General features: G+C 72.8%; 15 protein-coding genes. 4 read left to right on the plus strand and 11 right to left on the minus strand.

The annotated features are described in order from the left end of the window. Positions 1-17: 17 nt before the first annotated feature. The 4 genes from ACQPYA_RS29060 to ACQPYA_RS29075 all read right to left on the minus strand — a co-directional run bounded on the left by ACQPYA_RS29060 (position 18) and on the right by ACQPYA_RS29075 (position 4666). The gene (locus ACQPYA_RS29060; protein ID WP_433530192.1) at positions 18-1790 is read right to left on the minus strand and encodes a hypothetical protein; all 1773 of its coding nucleotides are present in this window, start codon (positions 1788-1790) and stop codon (positions 18-20) included. A 185-nt stretch (positions 1791-1975) separates the two neighbouring features. Further along, the gene (locus ACQPYA_RS29065; RefSeq protein WP_433530193.1) at positions 1976-2977 is read right to left on the minus strand and encodes a glycine betaine ABC transporter substrate-binding protein; all 1002 of its coding nucleotides are present in this window, start codon (positions 2975-2977) and stop codon (positions 1976-1978) included. A 230-nt stretch (positions 2978-3207) separates the two neighbouring features. Further along, positions 3208-3930 (minus strand): ABC transporter permease, encoded by a 723-nt coding sequence (locus tag ACQPYA_RS29070; RefSeq protein ID WP_433530194.1) that lies wholly within the window; start codon positions 3928-3930, stop codon positions 3208-3210. 49 nt (positions 3931-3979) lie between these two features. Continuing rightward, positions 3980-4666, minus strand: a complete 687-nt coding sequence (locus ACQPYA_RS29075) for an ABC transporter permease (RefSeq protein WP_433530195.1) — start codon at positions 4664-4666, stop codon at positions 3980-3982. A 2-nt stretch (positions 4667-4668) separates the two neighbouring features. On the opposite strand from ACQPYA_RS29075, the gene ACQPYA_RS29080 reads away from it, so the two are divergent. After that, on the plus strand, positions 4669-5664 hold the full coding sequence (locus tag ACQPYA_RS29080; RefSeq protein ID WP_433530196.1) for an ABC transporter ATP-binding protein: 996 nt from the start codon (positions 4669-4671) through the stop codon (positions 5662-5664). 119 nt (positions 5665-5783) lie between these two features. Here ACQPYA_RS29080 and ACQPYA_RS29085 read toward each other — a convergent pair whose 3' ends face one another. The 7 genes from ACQPYA_RS29085 to folP form a co-directional block, all read right to left on the minus strand. Continuing rightward, positions 5784-6275 (minus strand): hypothetical protein, encoded by a 492-nt coding sequence (locus ACQPYA_RS29085; RefSeq protein WP_433530197.1) that lies wholly within the window; start codon positions 6273-6275, stop codon positions 5784-5786. Positions 6276-6353: 78 nt separating this feature from the next. Next, positions 6354-6659 carry a hypothetical protein gene (locus ACQPYA_RS29090; protein ID WP_433530198.1) on the minus strand — a complete coding sequence of 102 codons (306 nt, stop codon included), beginning with the start codon at positions 6657-6659 and terminating at the stop codon, positions 6354-6356. Positions 6660-6725: 66 nt separating this feature from the next. Continuing rightward, entirely contained in the window at positions 6726-7943 is a 1218-nt protein-coding gene (locus ACQPYA_RS29095) for an ABC transporter permease (RefSeq protein WP_433530199.1), read from the minus strand. 211 nt (positions 7944-8154) lie between these two features. Beyond that, on the minus strand, positions 8155-8640 hold the full coding sequence (locus ACQPYA_RS29100; protein ID WP_433533672.1) for a DUF3180 domain-containing protein: 486 nt from the start codon (positions 8638-8640) through the stop codon (positions 8155-8157). An 82-nt stretch (positions 8641-8722) separates the two neighbouring features. Further along, the gene (gene folK, locus ACQPYA_RS29105) at positions 8723-9250 is read right to left on the minus strand and encodes a 2-amino-4-hydroxy-6-hydroxymethyldihydropteridine diphosphokinase (protein WP_433530200.1); all 528 of its coding nucleotides are present in this window, start codon (positions 9248-9250) and stop codon (positions 8723-8725) included. Next, positions 9247-9612, minus strand: a complete 366-nt coding sequence (folB, locus tag ACQPYA_RS29110; RefSeq protein ID WP_433530201.1) for a dihydroneopterin aldolase — start codon at positions 9610-9612, stop codon at positions 9247-9249. Before folB ends, folK begins: the two co-directional genes overlap by 4 nt. Further along, positions 9609-10550 carry a dihydropteroate synthase gene (gene folP / locus ACQPYA_RS29115; protein ID WP_433530202.1) on the minus strand — a complete coding sequence of 314 codons (942 nt, stop codon included), beginning with the start codon at positions 10548-10550 and terminating at the stop codon, positions 9609-9611. Before folP ends, folB begins: the two co-directional genes overlap by 4 nt. A 343-nt stretch (positions 10551-10893) precedes the next feature. On the opposite strand from folP, the gene ACQPYA_RS29120 reads away from it, so the two are divergent. From ACQPYA_RS29120 to ACQPYA_RS29130, 3 genes are read left to right on the plus strand one after another with little or no spacing between them, the layout of a single operon-like run. Beyond that, the gene (locus tag ACQPYA_RS29120; RefSeq protein ID WP_433530203.1) at positions 10894-11211 is read left to right on the plus strand and encodes a hypothetical protein; all 318 of its coding nucleotides are present in this window, start codon (positions 10894-10896) and stop codon (positions 11209-11211) included. A 13-nt stretch (positions 11212-11224) separates the two neighbouring features. Next, positions 11225-11587 (plus strand): hypothetical protein, encoded by a 363-nt coding sequence (locus tag ACQPYA_RS29125; protein ID WP_433530204.1) that lies wholly within the window; start codon positions 11225-11227, stop codon positions 11585-11587. A 49-nt stretch (positions 11588-11636) separates the two neighbouring features. Continuing rightward, a complete protein-coding gene (locus ACQPYA_RS29130; RefSeq protein ID WP_433530205.1) occupies positions 11637-14897 on the plus strand; it encodes an ATP-binding protein in 3261 nt (1086 codons plus the stop codon). The last annotated feature ends 1 nt before the right edge of the window (position 14898 follow it).

Here is a 14898-nt window from a genome sequence, read left to right on the forward strand (position 1 = left end):
GGCAGGTTCCCGGGTGGTCAGCGCCAGTGGTTGGCGCTGCCGTCGTGCGCCGGGTGGCCGTAGCCGGGCTCCTCGGCGTGCCGCCGACCGTACGGTTCCGGGTCGGGCCGCTGCCCACGCGCCGGCTCCGGCTGGTACCCGCGAGCCGGTCCGGGTTGGTATTCCCGCTGGCGGGGTGGCCGCCACTCGGCTGGCACCGGGACCCCGCCGGGCGGCAGCGCGGCTCGGCCCTCCGGCTCGCCCCAACCGTCGCGCCATCCCTCGTCGCGTTCGGCGTCCCGCCGTGGCTCGTCCCGCCGCACGCTGGCCCAGCGGTCCGCCACCCGGTACTCGGTGCCGGTGTGGTCCGCGTGCACCTCGGCGCTGCGCTCGCCGACCCGCAGCTCGCGGCCCCGGTCGTCGTCGCGTACCGCGGTCCAGCGGTCGCCGGCGCGCAGCTGCGCCCAGTACTGTCCGGTGTCGTCCGGCCGGGCCGGGGGCTGCTCGGCGGGGGCCTCCCACTGTTGCCCGCCGTCGTCCCAGCCCCGATCCTCGCGTTGCGCGCCCCAGTCGCGGTCGTCCCGGTGACCGGAGCGGTCGTCGCGGTGCCCCGAGTGATCGTCCCGGTGGCCGGAGCGGTCGTCCCGCTGCGTGGCCCAGCCCTCGCGTTGGGTGGACCACGGGCGCTCGTCCCGGGAATCCGACCAGGAGCGTTCCTCCTCGCGGGCCGGGCCGGGCCGGGCGCGTTCCTCCTCGCGGGCCGATCCCGACCAGGAGCGCCCCTCGTCCCGGCGGGAGCGTTCGTCTGCGTCGGGCCACGAACGGTCGTCGCGGTCCCCGCCGTGCCGGCTTCGCGGGTGCTCCTCCTGGTGCGACGACCACGGGGTGGCGTAACCGCCGTACCGGGTACCGGACTCCCCGCCGCCACCGTCCACGATGGTGTGACGCGTGGTGACGTGCACGGTTTCGGTGTGCCGGACCACGCCGAGCGGACGGTGGGCCGCTTCACCGGAGCGAACGTCGGGGTCGGGGCGGGCCGCCGAGCCGTACACCCCGGCGGAGCCGGTGGCCGGGCGGTCACCGGCATAGCCCGCGGCGGGCCGCTCACTGCCATACCCGGCGGATCCGGATGCCGAACCGTCGTACCCCGCCGAACCGTCGTACCCCGCAGACCTGGACGCCGGCCGGTCACCGTCATACCCCACGGACCTGGAGCCCGACCGCTCGCCGTCGTAACCGGCAGTCCCCGATCCCGACCGATCACCGTCGTAACCGGCGGCAGGGCGGTCGGCGTCGTAACCGGCGGCTGGGCCGACACCGTGACCGGCGGGCTGGGCCGCGCCATACACCCCGGCCTGGCCGGCGGGCCGCTCCGCGTAGCGCCCCTCCGGCTCCGGCACCCGGGCCCGCCCTGGGCCGGCCGGCTCCGCCGCACCGGACGGAGAGCTACCGGCCGCGACCTGGCGACGCAGGCCGACCAGCGCCTCCTGGACCCGCTGGGCCTGGTCGAGCGCCTGGTTGCCGCGCTGGGCGGCGGCCACGATCTCGCCGCGCAGTTCCCGCCGCAGCTCGTCGAATTCCTCGCGCAACTCCTCGGCCTGGGCCTGTCCGCCGCCACCGGCACGCAGCGCGATGGAGAGCCCGATCAGCACCACGGCCACGATGGCCAGCACCGCGGCGAGCCGCAGCGGGCCGTTACCGTCGGCGACCAGCAGTATCAGCGCCGCCACCGGGGCCAGGGCCACCCCACCCCAGAAGAGCACGGTGAGGAACTGCGAGTTACGCGCGTCGGTGGGCACCGGGGCGGACATGGATCCGCAGCCTACCGAGAGTTGCGTTAGGTGGGAACGGCTCGGCGGCAGCTCTGTGCAGCGCGGTCCGCGACATCGCGGATCGGGTCGCCGGCCGGCGGCGCAACGGTGCCCCCGGCCAGCTCGGCCGGGGGCACCGGACGGTGCCGCGACGGATCAGCGCGGCACGACACCACGCGGACGGATCAGCCCTGCGCGTACGCCGCGTCGGTGGAGAAGACCAGGCCGACGCTGACCGTGCCGTTACGCAGGGCGGTCTTGGTCAGCGGGCCGCCCCCGTCGAGCGACGAGAACGAGCCCACCGCGAGCCCGTACGTCTTCTCCAGGCCCGGCTTGCAGAACGGGCGCTCCTGGCACTCCGGCGGGCCGCCCAGCACCGTCGCCACACCCGAGCACTTCCCGGCCAGTTCGGAGAGGGTACGCACGCCGTACTTCTCGGAGAACTCCTTGGTCACGGCGAACGCGTTCTGGTTCTGGGCGGCGGCCGGCGCGCCGAAGGTCAGGCCCACCTTCTCGCCGAGCCCACGCAACGCGGTGACGGTGGCGTCCACGTCGGGTGAGGAGACCGGCTCGCCGCCGCTGTTCACCTTGCCGTTGAGGAACTCGGCCATGGTGGCCGCGTACTCCGGAACGATCTGGATCTCGCCCTTCTCCAGCGCCGGCTCGTACAGCTCCCGGTTGCCGATCTGCTGCACGGTGACCTGGTAGCCGGCGGCGGTCAGCTGGATCTTGTAGAGCTCAGCGATGATCTCGCTCTCGGTGAAGTTCCCCGCCCCCACCGTGATCCGCCCGCCCGGACCCTTCGCCACACCGTCGGCAGTTCCGTTCGCGGTGGCGAACTCCTGCGCGGCCGATTGGGCACTCTTGCGGTCCTCGTCGACCGCCTTGTTGAGCTGCACCAGCTTCGGCGTGTCGAGTACGGCGGAGAGCTTGTCGAGCGCCGCGACGAGCTGTGGTGTGGCCGCCTTGCCGTGGACCGCGGGGATGATGTTGTCGGCGTTCTGTAGGGCCTTGTCATCGTCGAGCGCGATCAACTGCTGGCCCGCGACCGGGGCGCAGCCCTCCCCGGCGGCGGCCTGCTGCGGCGCCTCGGTGCCGGAGGAGCCGGCCTCGCCGCACCCGGCCAGCACGCCGGCTGCGGCGACGGCACTGACAACGGCAATGGACAGCCTCTTACCTGCGCGCATGTGCCCGCCTTCCGTGTCCCGGCGCGACCCGTCCGGGCCGGCCGCGTGTCCGACGGGCGATCCGCCGTTCGGCCGCCCGCAAGTTCCACCCAACATCCTGCCGCCAGCCACCGACAACTTCTGGCGGCGTTCGTCGCTGGAACGTCACCATCCAGGCGACCAATATCACAGTTAACCGGTAGGGTTTTGGCCCGTCAATGCGAGCCTCCGAGCCTGGCTGTGGTGCCGTCTCAGGAACCGGTGATGGCCGCTGCCGCGCGCCGATCGGCACCGCGCCGGGCGCGGCGCAGCGGGCGGGGGGTGACCAGCCGCTCGACGTACCCGAAGAGCAGTTCGACGCTGACCGCGAGCCCGGCGACCAGCAGGCCGCCGGCGAGGATCTGACCGCCGCCCACCGCGATGCTCAGGCCGAACCCGAATCGGATGATCTCGCCCAGACCACCACCGTTGACGAAGGTCGCCAGGGCCGCGGTGGCGACCACCTGGACCGCGGCGGTCCGGAAGCCGGCGGCCAGGTAGGGCACCGAGAGCGGCAGCTCGACCCGGCGCAGCACCTGCGCTCCGGTCATCCCCATGCCGCGGGCCGCCTCCCGGGTCTGCGGGTCGACCTGCCGAACGCCGGTGTACGCGTTGGCCAGGAGCGGCGGCACCGCGAACACCGCCAGGGCGACCACCACGGCCGGCCGGCCGAAGCCGAGAAAGGTCAGCGGAAGGATGGTCAGCAGCGCCAGGGTGGGCACCGAAAGGGTGAGGTTGGACACCAGCACGACCAGCCCGCCACCGCGGCCGCTGTGGCCCAGCCACAGCCCGAGCGGCCAGGCCACCAGGCAGCCGAGCAGCACCGCAGCCGCCGACATGCTCACGTGCTCGCCGAGCCGGTCCAGGATGCCGCCCGCGTTGGTCCAGTTCAGCGGGTCGTTGAGCCAGACCACCGCCTGTTGTACGGGATTCATCGCCGCCTCCGGCCGATCGGGTCCCACCGGCCGCCAGCCACCCCGGCGCTCACCCGGGCCGCCCGCGCAGCCACGGGGTGAGCAGCCGGCCGACGCCGATCAGCAGCAGGTCGAGCACCAGGGCCAGCAGGACGCAGAGCAGCGTCCCGGTCATGATCTGAGCCTTGTAGAAGTTGTTGTTGAAGCCGGCGAAGATGATCTGCCCGAGCCCGCCCCGCCCGATCACCACGCCGACGGTGACCAGGGCCACCGTGGAGACCGTCGCCAACCGCAGACCGGTGAGGATGCCGGGCAGGGCCAGCGGCAGTTCGACCCGGAGCAACCGGCCCCAGCGGCCGTACCCCATGCCCTCGGCCGCCTCCCGGACCTCCGCGGGCACCTGGTTGAGCCCGGCGACGGTGTTGCGGACGATCACCAGCAGCGCGTACAGCACCACCACGCTGAGCACGGTCGCGACACCGATACCCAGGTAGGGCGCGATGAACGCGAACAGGGCCAGCGACGGGACCGTGTACAGCACCCCGGTGAGTGCGAGAATCGGGCCGGTGAGCGGCCGGAACCAGTACGCCACCACGGCCAGCGGCACGGCGATCAACGCGGCGATCAGCACCGCCCGCAGCGTCAGGGTGGTGTGGTCGCGCAGCGCGGCCAGCACCGTGTCAGAGTTGTCCCGCACGTACTGCCAGGAGAACCACGGGTTACCCGGGTCGGCCCGGTAGCTCAGGCGGAAGGACATACGTGGACGTTACCCCGGTCGCCGACGGCGGTCAGCGCGCGGCGTCGATCACCCTCGACGGCATCGGTAAGCGTTATCCGGACGGCACCGAGGCGGTCCGGACACTCAGCCTGCACGTCGACGCGGGCGAACTGGTCGTGCTGATCGGGCCGTCGGGCTGCGGCAAGTCGACCGTGCTGCGGATGATCAACCGCCTGATCGAGCCGAGCGCCGGCCGGATCCTGCTCGGCGACGCGGACGTCACCCGGGTCGACCCGGTGGTCCTGCGGCGGCAGATCGGCTACGTCATCCAGAACGTCGGGCTGTTCCCGCACCAGACGGTGGCAGCCAACGTCGCCACGGTGCCCCACCTGCTCGGCTGGGACCGCAACCGCGCCCGACGCCGCGTCGAGGAGTTGCTGGAACTGGTCGGCCTCGATCCGGCACAGTTCGGTCGGCGCTACCCGCACGAGCTCTCCGGCGGCCAGCGGCAACGGGTGGGCGTGGCCCGGGCACTCGCGGCCGATCCGGTGGTGCTGCTGATGGACGAGCCCTTCTCCGCCGTCGACCCGATCGTGCGTACCCGGCTTCAGGAGGAGTTCCTGCGCCTGCAGGCCGAGGTACGCAAGACCATCGTGCTGGTCACCCACGACCTGGACGAGGCCGTCCGGCTCGGCGACCGGATCGCGGTGCTCTCCGAGGGGGGCCGGCTGGAACAGTACGACAGCCCGGCGGAGCTGCTCGGCTCCCCGGCCACCCCGTTCGTCCGCGAGTTCGTCGGCACCGACCGGGGCATCCGACGGCTGGTGGTCACCCCGGTCACCCGCGAGGTGCTCGATCCGCTGCCCGCCGACGGCGGGGCGGACCTGCCGGTGGTACCGCTGGGCGGCTCGGCGTACCACGCGCTGGCCGTCCTGCTCACCTCGGCCGGAGGACGCGCCCTGGTCACCGAGGAGGGTCGACCGGTCGGCCTGCTGAGCCGGGAGCGCGTCCTGGCGCTGGCGGAACCGACCGGCTGAGTGGCTGGCCGTCCCCGGACCGGCCAGCCACCAGCCTGTCGCGATCGGCCCGCAGCTCGGCGCTTCTGGTCGGCCGGCCATTCGCCGGCCGCGACCGGCCGGGTGCCGGCCGGCCGGGGTCAGCGCCGGCCCCGCCAACCACCCAGCGTGGCGATCCCGATGATCCAGCCGGCGAAGAGGCCGTACTCCGCGCCGTCACCAGCGGCCTGCAAGGCGCCGAGCAGCGACGGGTTGGTCCGGATCAGCGCGGTGAGCAGAGCCGCGAAGGCACCCGCGAAGACGTACGCCGCCCAGCCGGCGAAGAACTGGCTGAGGGTGCCCCGGGCGCGGGAGAGTTGCGAACCCGGGAGGAGGTAGAGGAAGAGTGCGGTCAGCACGACCACGAGGATCGCCTTCAGGTCGGCCGCGAAGATCTCCTGGATCGAGTCGGACGAGTCGAATCGCCAGGCCGGCCAGGCGAGCAGTCTCAGGAACCACCCGCCGGCGGTGCCCGGATCGGTGTTCTCCCTGGCCCAGTCGGCGTACCAGGGGCTGCCGAAGACCAGGACGAGAATGAGCGCGGCGAGTGTGCCGGTGCCCGGTGCGGTCTTGTAACGGTTGGTGAGAGCCATGGCCCCGCTAGTTCCCAGCGGATCGATGTGGGCAAACGCGAGACGCGATTTATGACGTTACGCCGGACTCCACAGCATTCAGTGCTTCATCAGGTAATCGATGAAGGCGGCGCGCAGCAGCGGGGCGGACTCCTCGTAGCCGTGTCCGGTCAGCTCCCGCCACAGGGCGGCCGCCTCGTCGATCGTCGGCCCCACCGAGTTCGGTGCCCCGTCCAGCGCGGCGGCCTCGTCCGCGTTCGGCAGATGCCGCAGCACCGACCAGAAGAATCCCACGTCCCGGCGTCCCCGGGCCAACGCGAACGACTGCTCGCGCAGTTCCTCGGTGGAGAGGGCGTCCAACTCCTCGAACGACCGGCCGCCGGAGATCGATGATGTGTCGGTCATGCGCCGAGCCTAACCGCCGAGATCACATCCGGCGCGCCGACGGCACGCGGGAAACACCCGCGCCGGTCAACGTTCCTCGGCGTCCTCCCAGGTACGCGGGCCGGTCTCCCACTGCCGGGCGCCCCACGGCTCGGGTGGGCTCCCGGTCGGTTGTGCCGGCAGCACGGGCGGCCAGTCACCGACCGGCTCCGGCCGCGCCACGGTCCATCCGCTGCCGTTCGTCGCGTCCATGGGCGGCGGCATGGGCAACGCCGCCGCAGCCGGCGCCGGCCGGCCGTAGCGCTCGACCAGCCGGGTCACCAGCAGGCCGGCAGCGATTACGGCACCACCGACCGCCCACCGGCTGACCGTCCAGCCGTGCGCCTGGGCGTACGCGAAGAAGAGGCCGATCGCACCGGCGGTCAGGAGGGTGCCGAAGACCCCGCCCCGCAGGCCGAAGGCGCTGGTGCCGGCGAGCAGCGCCACGCCCACCGCGAGCACCGTCCAGTCCAGCCCGGCGGAGGGCGTCACCGCACCGTCCGCCGAGGCGACGAGCACCCCCGCGAGCATCGCCAGCACGGTGGAGCAGACGTACCCGCCGGTGACGACGACCGCCGCCGCGGTGCCACGCCGCCGCGCCGGATCGGCGACCGGACGGAACCGGCCCACCAGCCGGCGGACCGGGCCCACCGCCCCGAACAACCCGCCGAAGACGGCGATCGCGGCGAAGCCGACGAAAATCTGGCCGGCACTGGTGCGCGGATCGTAGTCCGCCTGCACCAGCACCGGCGCGGAGCGCTGTTCGATATAGACGATGACGCCGGCCGCGCCGCCGAGGCTGGCCGCCCAGCCGGGCACGTGCAGCACCACGACCAGCAGTCCCAGCAGAAGCCCACCGAGCGCGGCCACCACGGCGGCCGTGCCGACGGCGACGGGTACGCCCCGATCACCCTGCTCCGCGAAGTGCAGCCCGGCGGCCACCGCCACCGGCCCGATCGCGAGGTTCACCCCGGCGGTACGCAGGCTCAACCCGGCCGCCAGCGCCAGCAGCCCGATGCCGACCACGGCGACGATGAGGTCACGCAGCCCGGCGCCCCGCAGCACGGCCGGGTCCTCCTGCCAGACCAGGTAGACCAGCGCGGCGAAGCCGAGCAGCAGGAGCGTCTCCCAGACCACGTAGACGCCGAAGCGGTCGCGGCCCAGCTCAGCATGCTCAGGGTCGTCTCCGGCAGAGTCCACCGGAACGGCGGGCACGGCCGAGATCGGCTCCGACTGTCCGCTTCGGCCCGGTTCGTCGTACACCATGATCCCTGCCTTCCAGCGGCCGCCCGGACTCCACCGACGCGCGGGCAGATCGGCGGCGGCCGTTGCCCATCCGGTCGCAGGCACCGTACCCGCGCTCCGAGCCGGGGCGTAACCCCCCTGCTCAGCGGTGGTCAGGAAACCCGGATCAGGCTCCAACGCCACCGGTCGCCGCCGGGGCCGCCGTAGCGCCGCGCGGTTTCCCGACAGTCTCTCAGCGCTGTCCTGGGCGGCTCTCCCAGTCGTCGGGCTCGTGCTCGTCCTCCGGTCGCTCCGGCACCCGGCAGGACCGCTCAAGCCAGAGCGCGGCGGCCACCAGGGCGATCGAGGCCAGCACGCCGGCGATGGCCGCCGGTCGGTCCTCGCCGGCCGCCCTCGTCGTCAGCACGAACAACCAGCCGGTCAGCCCCGCATAGAAGCCGGTGAAGATGGCACCGACCAGGGCGGACGCCTTCGCCAGCACGACGAACCGGGCGACCATCAGGGGATTGACCGGGTCGCGGCCGGGCCGACGATCGATCCGACCCCGGGTGTTGATCGCGGCGTACGCCTCCAGCACGGCGAGCCCGCCCAGAGTGACCACCGGCAGCCACGGCAGCGGCGGCAGCTGGCTGTACAGGAAGTTACTGATCAGCAGCCAGGCGACCGCCGCGGTGGCCAGGGCGGTCACCACCAGGGTCGAGATCCGGGTGGGGCCCATCCGCGACCCGTCGGGCGGTGAGGACTGCGTCACTCCGACCGCCTGCGCTCGCTGAACCTGATGATTCGCCCGCTGCGCCCACTCATGTCGTCGACTCTAACGCCAGATCCGGACGGGGGCGCAGGTCCGCAACGTCGGCGGTGGTCGGCCCGGAGGTCAGCAGGTCGGTCAACCAGCCGTGGCCGGGCAGTCGGCCGTAGGGCTGGATGTCGATCCACGGCCGCAGCACAAAGGCCCGCAGGTGCGCTCGGGGATGCGGCAGGATCAGCTCCGGGTCGTCGCTGAGCACCGGACGGTCGTCGTCGGTCCACACCCCGATCACGTCGACGTCGAGCGTGCGGGGTCCGAAGCGGCGCAGCGGGTCGCGTACCCGGCCGGCGGCGCGTTCCGCCGCCCGGGCCCGCGCCAACCAGTCGTGCGGGCCGGCCGCCGGGTCCGCCACCAGCAGCACGGCGTTCAGGTACGCCGGCTGCTCGGTGTCGCCCCACGCCGGGGTCTCGTACACCCCGGAGGCCACCAGGACGCTGTCGCCCAACGTCACCAGGGCGGTGCGCAGGTGGCCGAGCCGGTCGCCGAGATTGCTGCCGAGGGAGAGCACGGCGCGGGTCATCGGGTACGCCTCCGGCGCATCGTCACGGCCACGTCGGTGAAGGCGTGCGGGACCGGCGCCTCCGGCTTGTGCACCGTGACCGTCGCGCCGGCCACCCGGGAATCGGCCAGGCAGACCTCGATCAGCCGGTCGGCGAGGGTCTCGATCAGGTTGACCGGCTCACCGGTGACCACCGCCACCAGACGCTCGGCGAGTTCGCCGTAGTGCACGGTGTCGCGCACGTCGTCGGACCGGGCGGCCGGGGCGAGATCCAGCTCCAGTACGGCGTCGACGACGAACTCCTGGCCCCGGGCGCGTTCGAAGTCGTACACCCCGTGCCGACCGTGTGCCCGCAGGCCGGTCAGTTCGATCCGATCGGTCACCGGCGCGCTCCCCGGTCGGCGCGGCGATCGGCGTCACCGCATGCGGCACCGGCGCTCACGGCGTCGGGAGCGCCGGACGGGGGCACCGGGGCACCGGGGTGGGCCAGCCGCGGGCGGCCGGTGGCCTGCCAGACCGCGAGTGCGTCGACGGTCGCGCGCACGTCGTGTACGCGTACCCCCCAGGCGCCAGCGGCGACCGCGAGCAGGCTGGTGGCGACGGTGGCCGCCGCCCGCCCGCCGGTGGGGCGCGGCGTGCCGTCTGGCCCGGCCAGCAGCAGGCCCAGGTACGACTTGCGACTCGCGCCGAACAGCAGCGGATAGCCGAGTTCGAGCAGTTCGGGCAGCCGGGCGCTGAGCTGCCAGTTGTGTGCGGCCGTCTTGGCGAAGCCGAGGCCCGGGTCGATCACGATGCGATCCGCCGCCACCCCGGCGGCAAGTGCCGCCGCCACCCGTTGGCCGAGTTCGGCGCGTACGTCGGCGACCACGTCGCCGTAACTGGCCAGCTCACTCATCCGCCGGGAGTGCCCCCGCCAGTGCATCAGCACCCAGGGGCAGCCGGCGTCCCGGACGACCCGGGCCATGTCCGGGTCGGCGAGACCACCGGAGACGTCGTTGACCACGACCGCGCCGGCCGCGAGGGCCGCCTCGGCGACCCCGGCGCGGGTGGTGTCGATGCTGACCGGCACGCCGGCCGCGGCGAGTTCGCGGATGACCGGCACCACTCGGCCGGCCTCGGTCTCCGCGTCGATCCGGTTGGCGCCGGGCCGGGTCGACTCGCCACCGACATCAACCAACCCGGCCCCGTCGGCCCGCAGCCGGACGCCGTGTGCGACAGCGGCACCGACGTCGGCGTAGCGTCCGCCGTCGGAGAACGAGTCGGGCGTGACGTTCAGGACGCCCATCACCACCGGGGCCGTGGCCCCTGCCAGATCAGTCACGACTAGACGGTACCGGTCCTTGCGGCCGTTCCGATCTGCCCGGGTCATGGGCCTGACGTGGCAATTGAAACAGGTGTACGATCGGTCGTCCGGGCCGGATCGGGCAGACTCTTCGCGGCTTGTCGCAAAGGGGGGCGGCCCGTACGCTGTGGAATTGCCCAGCATCGAGACGGCGACGCGTTATGGGGAGGGCCGAAGCGGGACAATCCACCCAGAAATCGCCACTTTCCGTGGCGAGTGACGCACGCAGGGTCTCAGGCGCTGCGCAGAGTGAGCACCGATCCCGTCAGGCTTACCTACTGCACCGCCGCGGCACCGCCGGCCGCGACTTGGGGAGGTTTCAGTGATCGCCATCGAGCTGATGGAAACGGCGTCGACCAACGTCGCCCACCTGCTCTCCACCGTGGCGTCGTCGATCCCACTCGCCGCCGAGGAGCCGAAGGGGATCAACACCGAGGGCGTCGTCACCTTCTTCGCCAGCAAGATCGCTCCGATCCTGCTGGCCGTGCTGGGCGTCATCTTCATCGGCCGGGCCAGCCGGGGCGAGATTTCCAAGGTGCTGACCAGCTCCGCCATCGCGATCGTCGGGCTGGCCTTCATCGCCGGAGCCGCCACCCTCTTCTTCATCGGCGACTTCCTGATCAACCTGATCTTCCAATAGGTGCGGGCACGAGATGCGGCTGCGCACCGACGACGACATCTACCGGGCCCGCCTGGTCTATCTCGGGCCGCCCGGCTACACCCTTCCGGTCCACCTGCCGTACGCCCAGTACGGGCTGTTCATCCTGCTCGTTCCCCTCTACATGTTCATCCACTGGCTGGTCACGCTGCAGGTCGAGCTCTTCCCCGCCTGGGAGATCGCCCTCGCCATCGTGACCACCTCGTTCGTCTTCCGGTACGTCGACCCGGACCGGCCGGCGCGCATGGTGATCCGTACCGCGCTGACCGACTGGCGACGCACCCGGGAGCCGGCCGCCGAGCAGCGCGACCCGCGCCTGGTCGGTAGCAGGATCAGGATCCGGGAGGAACTGGCATGACCGGCTGCACGTCGTACGGGAGACCCGAGGACACGGGCAGGGCGATCGCATGAGCCGCTCCTCCACGCCGGGATCCCCGGCCGGGCACTCGGCCGCACCACACGGTAACCGTGCGCGTTCGTTTGACTACCCACAATCCGGGGAGCCCGACGACGCGTCCCTGGATCCGGCGCTCGCCGCCACTCCCGGTCACGGTGCCGTCGGCGTGTTCCAGGCGCCCCGTCCACCGCAGCGCCGAGCGATGCCGGCCGAGCCCACCCCGGCCACCCGCGACGGGGGCGACATCGACTCGCCCTTCCTGGACCTTTTCGGCGGGGCGTACGCCCGGCCAGGTCCCGCCCAGCGGGCCAACGCTCTCCCGACCCGCGCCGCGCCACCACCGGCGGCTCCCGCCGGACCGGCACCGGTGGCCCACCGGCGTACCCCGACCTCAGTGCCGGCGCAACCCTCCCGCCCGGTGCCCAGCGCGCCCCCTGTCCGGGCGGTCGAGGAGGCCCTGACGGCCGGCGGGCCGAGCGCGCCACCGCCCCCCACCCGGACGCCGCCACCGGCCGGCGACCGGCTACCGAACGCCCGCCCGCCCGCCGACGACCAACCGGCCCGCGGCGCGACCGCTCCGGCCGACACCACGACGCGAGCGCCGCGCCGGGCCGCGGCACCGGCCACCCGCGCCACCACGCCACCTCGACAGCGTTCCATGGAGCGCAGCGACCGGCCGATCAAACCGGTCCGGGTCCGCCCTCCGAAGATCAAGTTCGGGGACCGCGATCCCGCCGTCGAGCTGGCCATCACGGAGATCGCCGGTCACCTGACCTTCACCCCCAACACCGTCACCGCCTGGTACTGGCTGCCCGAGGTGCGCTGGGCCTTCCGGCCGGACGCGGAACGCGAGGCGCTGCTCTCGGCGATCTCCGAGCAGTACGCCGGCCTGGCCGGCTTCCGGCTGCACCTGCGTCGCACCACCCGGCCCTTCCCGGCCGACGAGTGGGCCCGCACTATCGACGGCAACACCGCCGCACCGCTGCCCGACGTCCCCGGTACGCCCAGCTGGGGCGACCACCTGGTGGCCGCGCAGCGACACCTGCTCTCGGTCAACCACGCCGAGGGCCAGACTTACCTCGGCGTCACCTTCGCCCGCCGCTCGCTCGGCGACTCGCTCACCGAACGGCTGCTGCGCACCTTCGGTCGAGGGGTCGCCGAGGGGGAGCGACGCAAGCTGGGGCGCACCGTCGAACAGTTCGACGAGGTGCTGGGCGCGTTCGGCATGCGCGGGCGGCGGGTCACCGCGCAGGAGTTGGAATGGCTGCTCTACCGGTCGGTGGCGCTCTGCATGGCGCCTCCCGGCACGCTCTCGCCCATCACCGACGGGCGTTGGGAACGCGGCGACCTGCTCGCCCTCACCGAACAGGTCGAGCGCTACCGCACCCCGTACGGCTCGACGGTCAAGCTGGTCAACCGGATGACCGGCGAGGAACGGCACGTGGCCGTGCTCGCCGTGGGCCGGATGGAGCCACTTGAGATTCCCGAGCGGCACGAGCCCTGGCTGCACTTCCACGAGCGGCTGCCGTGGCCGATGGAACTCTCCACCCGGGTCGACATCCTGGGCTCCGGCGACTCCTTCCGTAACCTGGAACACCGGCTCCGGATGATCCGGTCGCAGCAACTCGACTACGCCGAGCACGGCATCGACGCCCCGCCCGAGCTGGAACGCCTCGCCAAGCGCGCACTGGTGATCGGCGACGAGATGACCACCGGGCTGCCGGTCGACTCGGCCCGCGCGCACGGCTGGCACCGGGTCGCGGTGGGTGGACGTACCCGGGAGGAGTGCCTGGAGCGGGCCCGCCGGCTGATCCAGCTCTACTCCCGCGAGCTGCGCATCTCGCTCCAGCACCCGAAGAACCAGGACTGGCTGGCCCGGGAGTTCATCCCGGGCGAGCCGATCGCCAACACCGGATACGTCCGTCGGATGCCGGTGAACCTGCTCGCGGCGGCGCTGCCCCAGGCCGCCTCCACGGTCGGCGACCGACGCGGCGACCTGATCGGGCGCACCGCCGGCACCTGCCGCCGACCGGTCTTCCTCGACCTGCACTTCCCGATGGAGGTACGCGAACGCTCCGGCCTCGCGGTCTTCGTGGCCGAGCCGGGCGGCGGCAAGTCCACGTTGCTCGGTGCGCTGGGCTATCTGGCCGCCCGCCGCGGCGTACAGGTGACCCTGCTCGACCCGTCCGGCCCGCTGGCCCGGCTCTGCGCGATGCCCGAGCTGCGACCGTACTCACGCGTCCTCAACCTGACCGGTTCCGAGCACGGCACCCTGGCGCCCTACTCGCTGATCCCGACGCCGCTGCGCAGCGAGTTCGGCGCCGGAGCCGGCGGTGACCGCGAGTTCGAGATCGCGATCTCCAACGCCCGGGCCGAGCGGCGGATGCTGGTCCAGGACATCTGCATGATGCTGGTGCCGCCGCAGGTGGCCCGCGAGGCGTCCACCGCCACCCTGTTCCGGCACGCCGTGCGCCAGGTGCCCGCCGAGGAGACCTCCACCCTGGACGACGTGGTCAGCTGCCTCGGCCAGCTCGACGACGACGCCGGCCGGGAACTGGCCAACCTGCTGCTGGACACCGCGGAGATGCCGCTGGCCATGCTCTTCTTCGGCCGCCCGCCGGAGGGGCTGCTCGGGCCGGACGCGGCGCTCACCGTGATCACGATGGCCGGCCTCCGGCTCCCCGATCTCAAGATCGAGCGCGAGTACTGGTCGGCCGAGGAGGCACTGGCCCTGCCGATGCTGCACACCGCGCACCGGCTGGCGGTCCGCCGCTGCTACGGCGGTTCGATGTCGTCGCGCAAACTGGTCGGTCTGGACGAGGCGCACTTCATGGAGGGGTGGCGCTCCGGCCGCTCGTTCCTGGTCCGACTCGCCCGCGACTCCCGCAAGTGGAACCTCGCCGCGCTGGTCGCCTCCCAGAACCCCCGCGACATCCTCGGCCTCGACGTCCAGAACCTCGTCTCCACCGTCTTCGTCGGCCGGATCGCCGAGGACACGGAGATCGCCGCCGAGGCGCTACGACTGCTGCGCGTACCGGTGGACGACGGGTACGAGGCGACCCTCGCCTCGCTCTCCACCGCCGATGCGACCTCCGCCAACCGCCTCGGCTTCCGCGAGTTCGTCATGCGCGACGTCGACGGCCGGGTGCAGAAGGTACGCGTCGACGTCTCCTACGTGGACGGACTCCTGGACCACCTCGACACCACCCCCGCCGCCATCGCCGCCGCTGCCGGGGTGCTGCCGACCGTGCTGCCTGACATGGAGGAGTGAC

This window comes from Micromonospora sp. CA-263727 (assembly GCF_050942455.1).
Lineage (GTDB): Bacteria > Actinomycetota > Actinomycetes > Mycobacteriales > Micromonosporaceae > Micromonospora.

Coding starts and splice junctions, on each gene's coding strand:
- ACQPYA_RS29060 (WP_433530192.1), bottom strand. CDS start 1,790: ATGTCCGCCCCGGTGCCCACCGACGCGCGTAACTCGCAGTTCCTCACC.
- ACQPYA_RS29065 (WP_433530193.1), bottom strand. CDS start 2,977: ATGCGCGCAGGTAAGAGGCTGTCCATTGCCGTTGTCAGTGCCGTCGCC.
- ACQPYA_RS29070 (WP_433530194.1), bottom strand. CDS start 3,930: ATGAATCCCGTACAACAGGCGGTGGTCTGGCTCAACGACCCGCTGAAC.
- ACQPYA_RS29075 (WP_433530195.1), bottom strand. CDS start 4,666: ATGTCCTTCCGCCTGAGCTACCGGGCCGACCCGGGTAACCCGTGGTTC.
- ACQPYA_RS29085 (WP_433530197.1), bottom strand. CDS start 6,275: ATGGCTCTCACCAACCGTTACAAGACCGCACCGGGCACCGGCACACTC.
- ACQPYA_RS29090 (WP_433530198.1), bottom strand. CDS start 6,659: ATGACCGACACATCATCGATCTCCGGCGGCCGGTCGTTCGAGGAGTTG.
- ACQPYA_RS29095 (WP_433530199.1), bottom strand. CDS start 7,943: ATGGTGTACGACGAACCGGGCCGAAGCGGACAGTCGGAGCCGATCTCG.
- ACQPYA_RS29100 (WP_433533672.1), bottom strand. CDS start 8,640: ATGGGCCCCACCCGGATCTCGACCCTGGTGGTGACCGCCCTGGCCACC.
- folK (WP_433530200.1), bottom strand. CDS start 9,250: ATGACCCGCGCCGTGCTCTCCCTCGGCAGCAATCTCGGCGACCGGCTC.
- ACQPYA_RS29125 (WP_433530204.1), top strand. CDS start 11,225: ATGCGGCTGCGCACCGACGACGACATCTACCGGGCCCGCCTGGTCTAT.
- ACQPYA_RS29130 (WP_433530205.1), top strand. CDS start 11,637: ATGAGCCGCTCCTCCACGCCGGGATCCCCGGCCGGGCACTCGGCCGCA.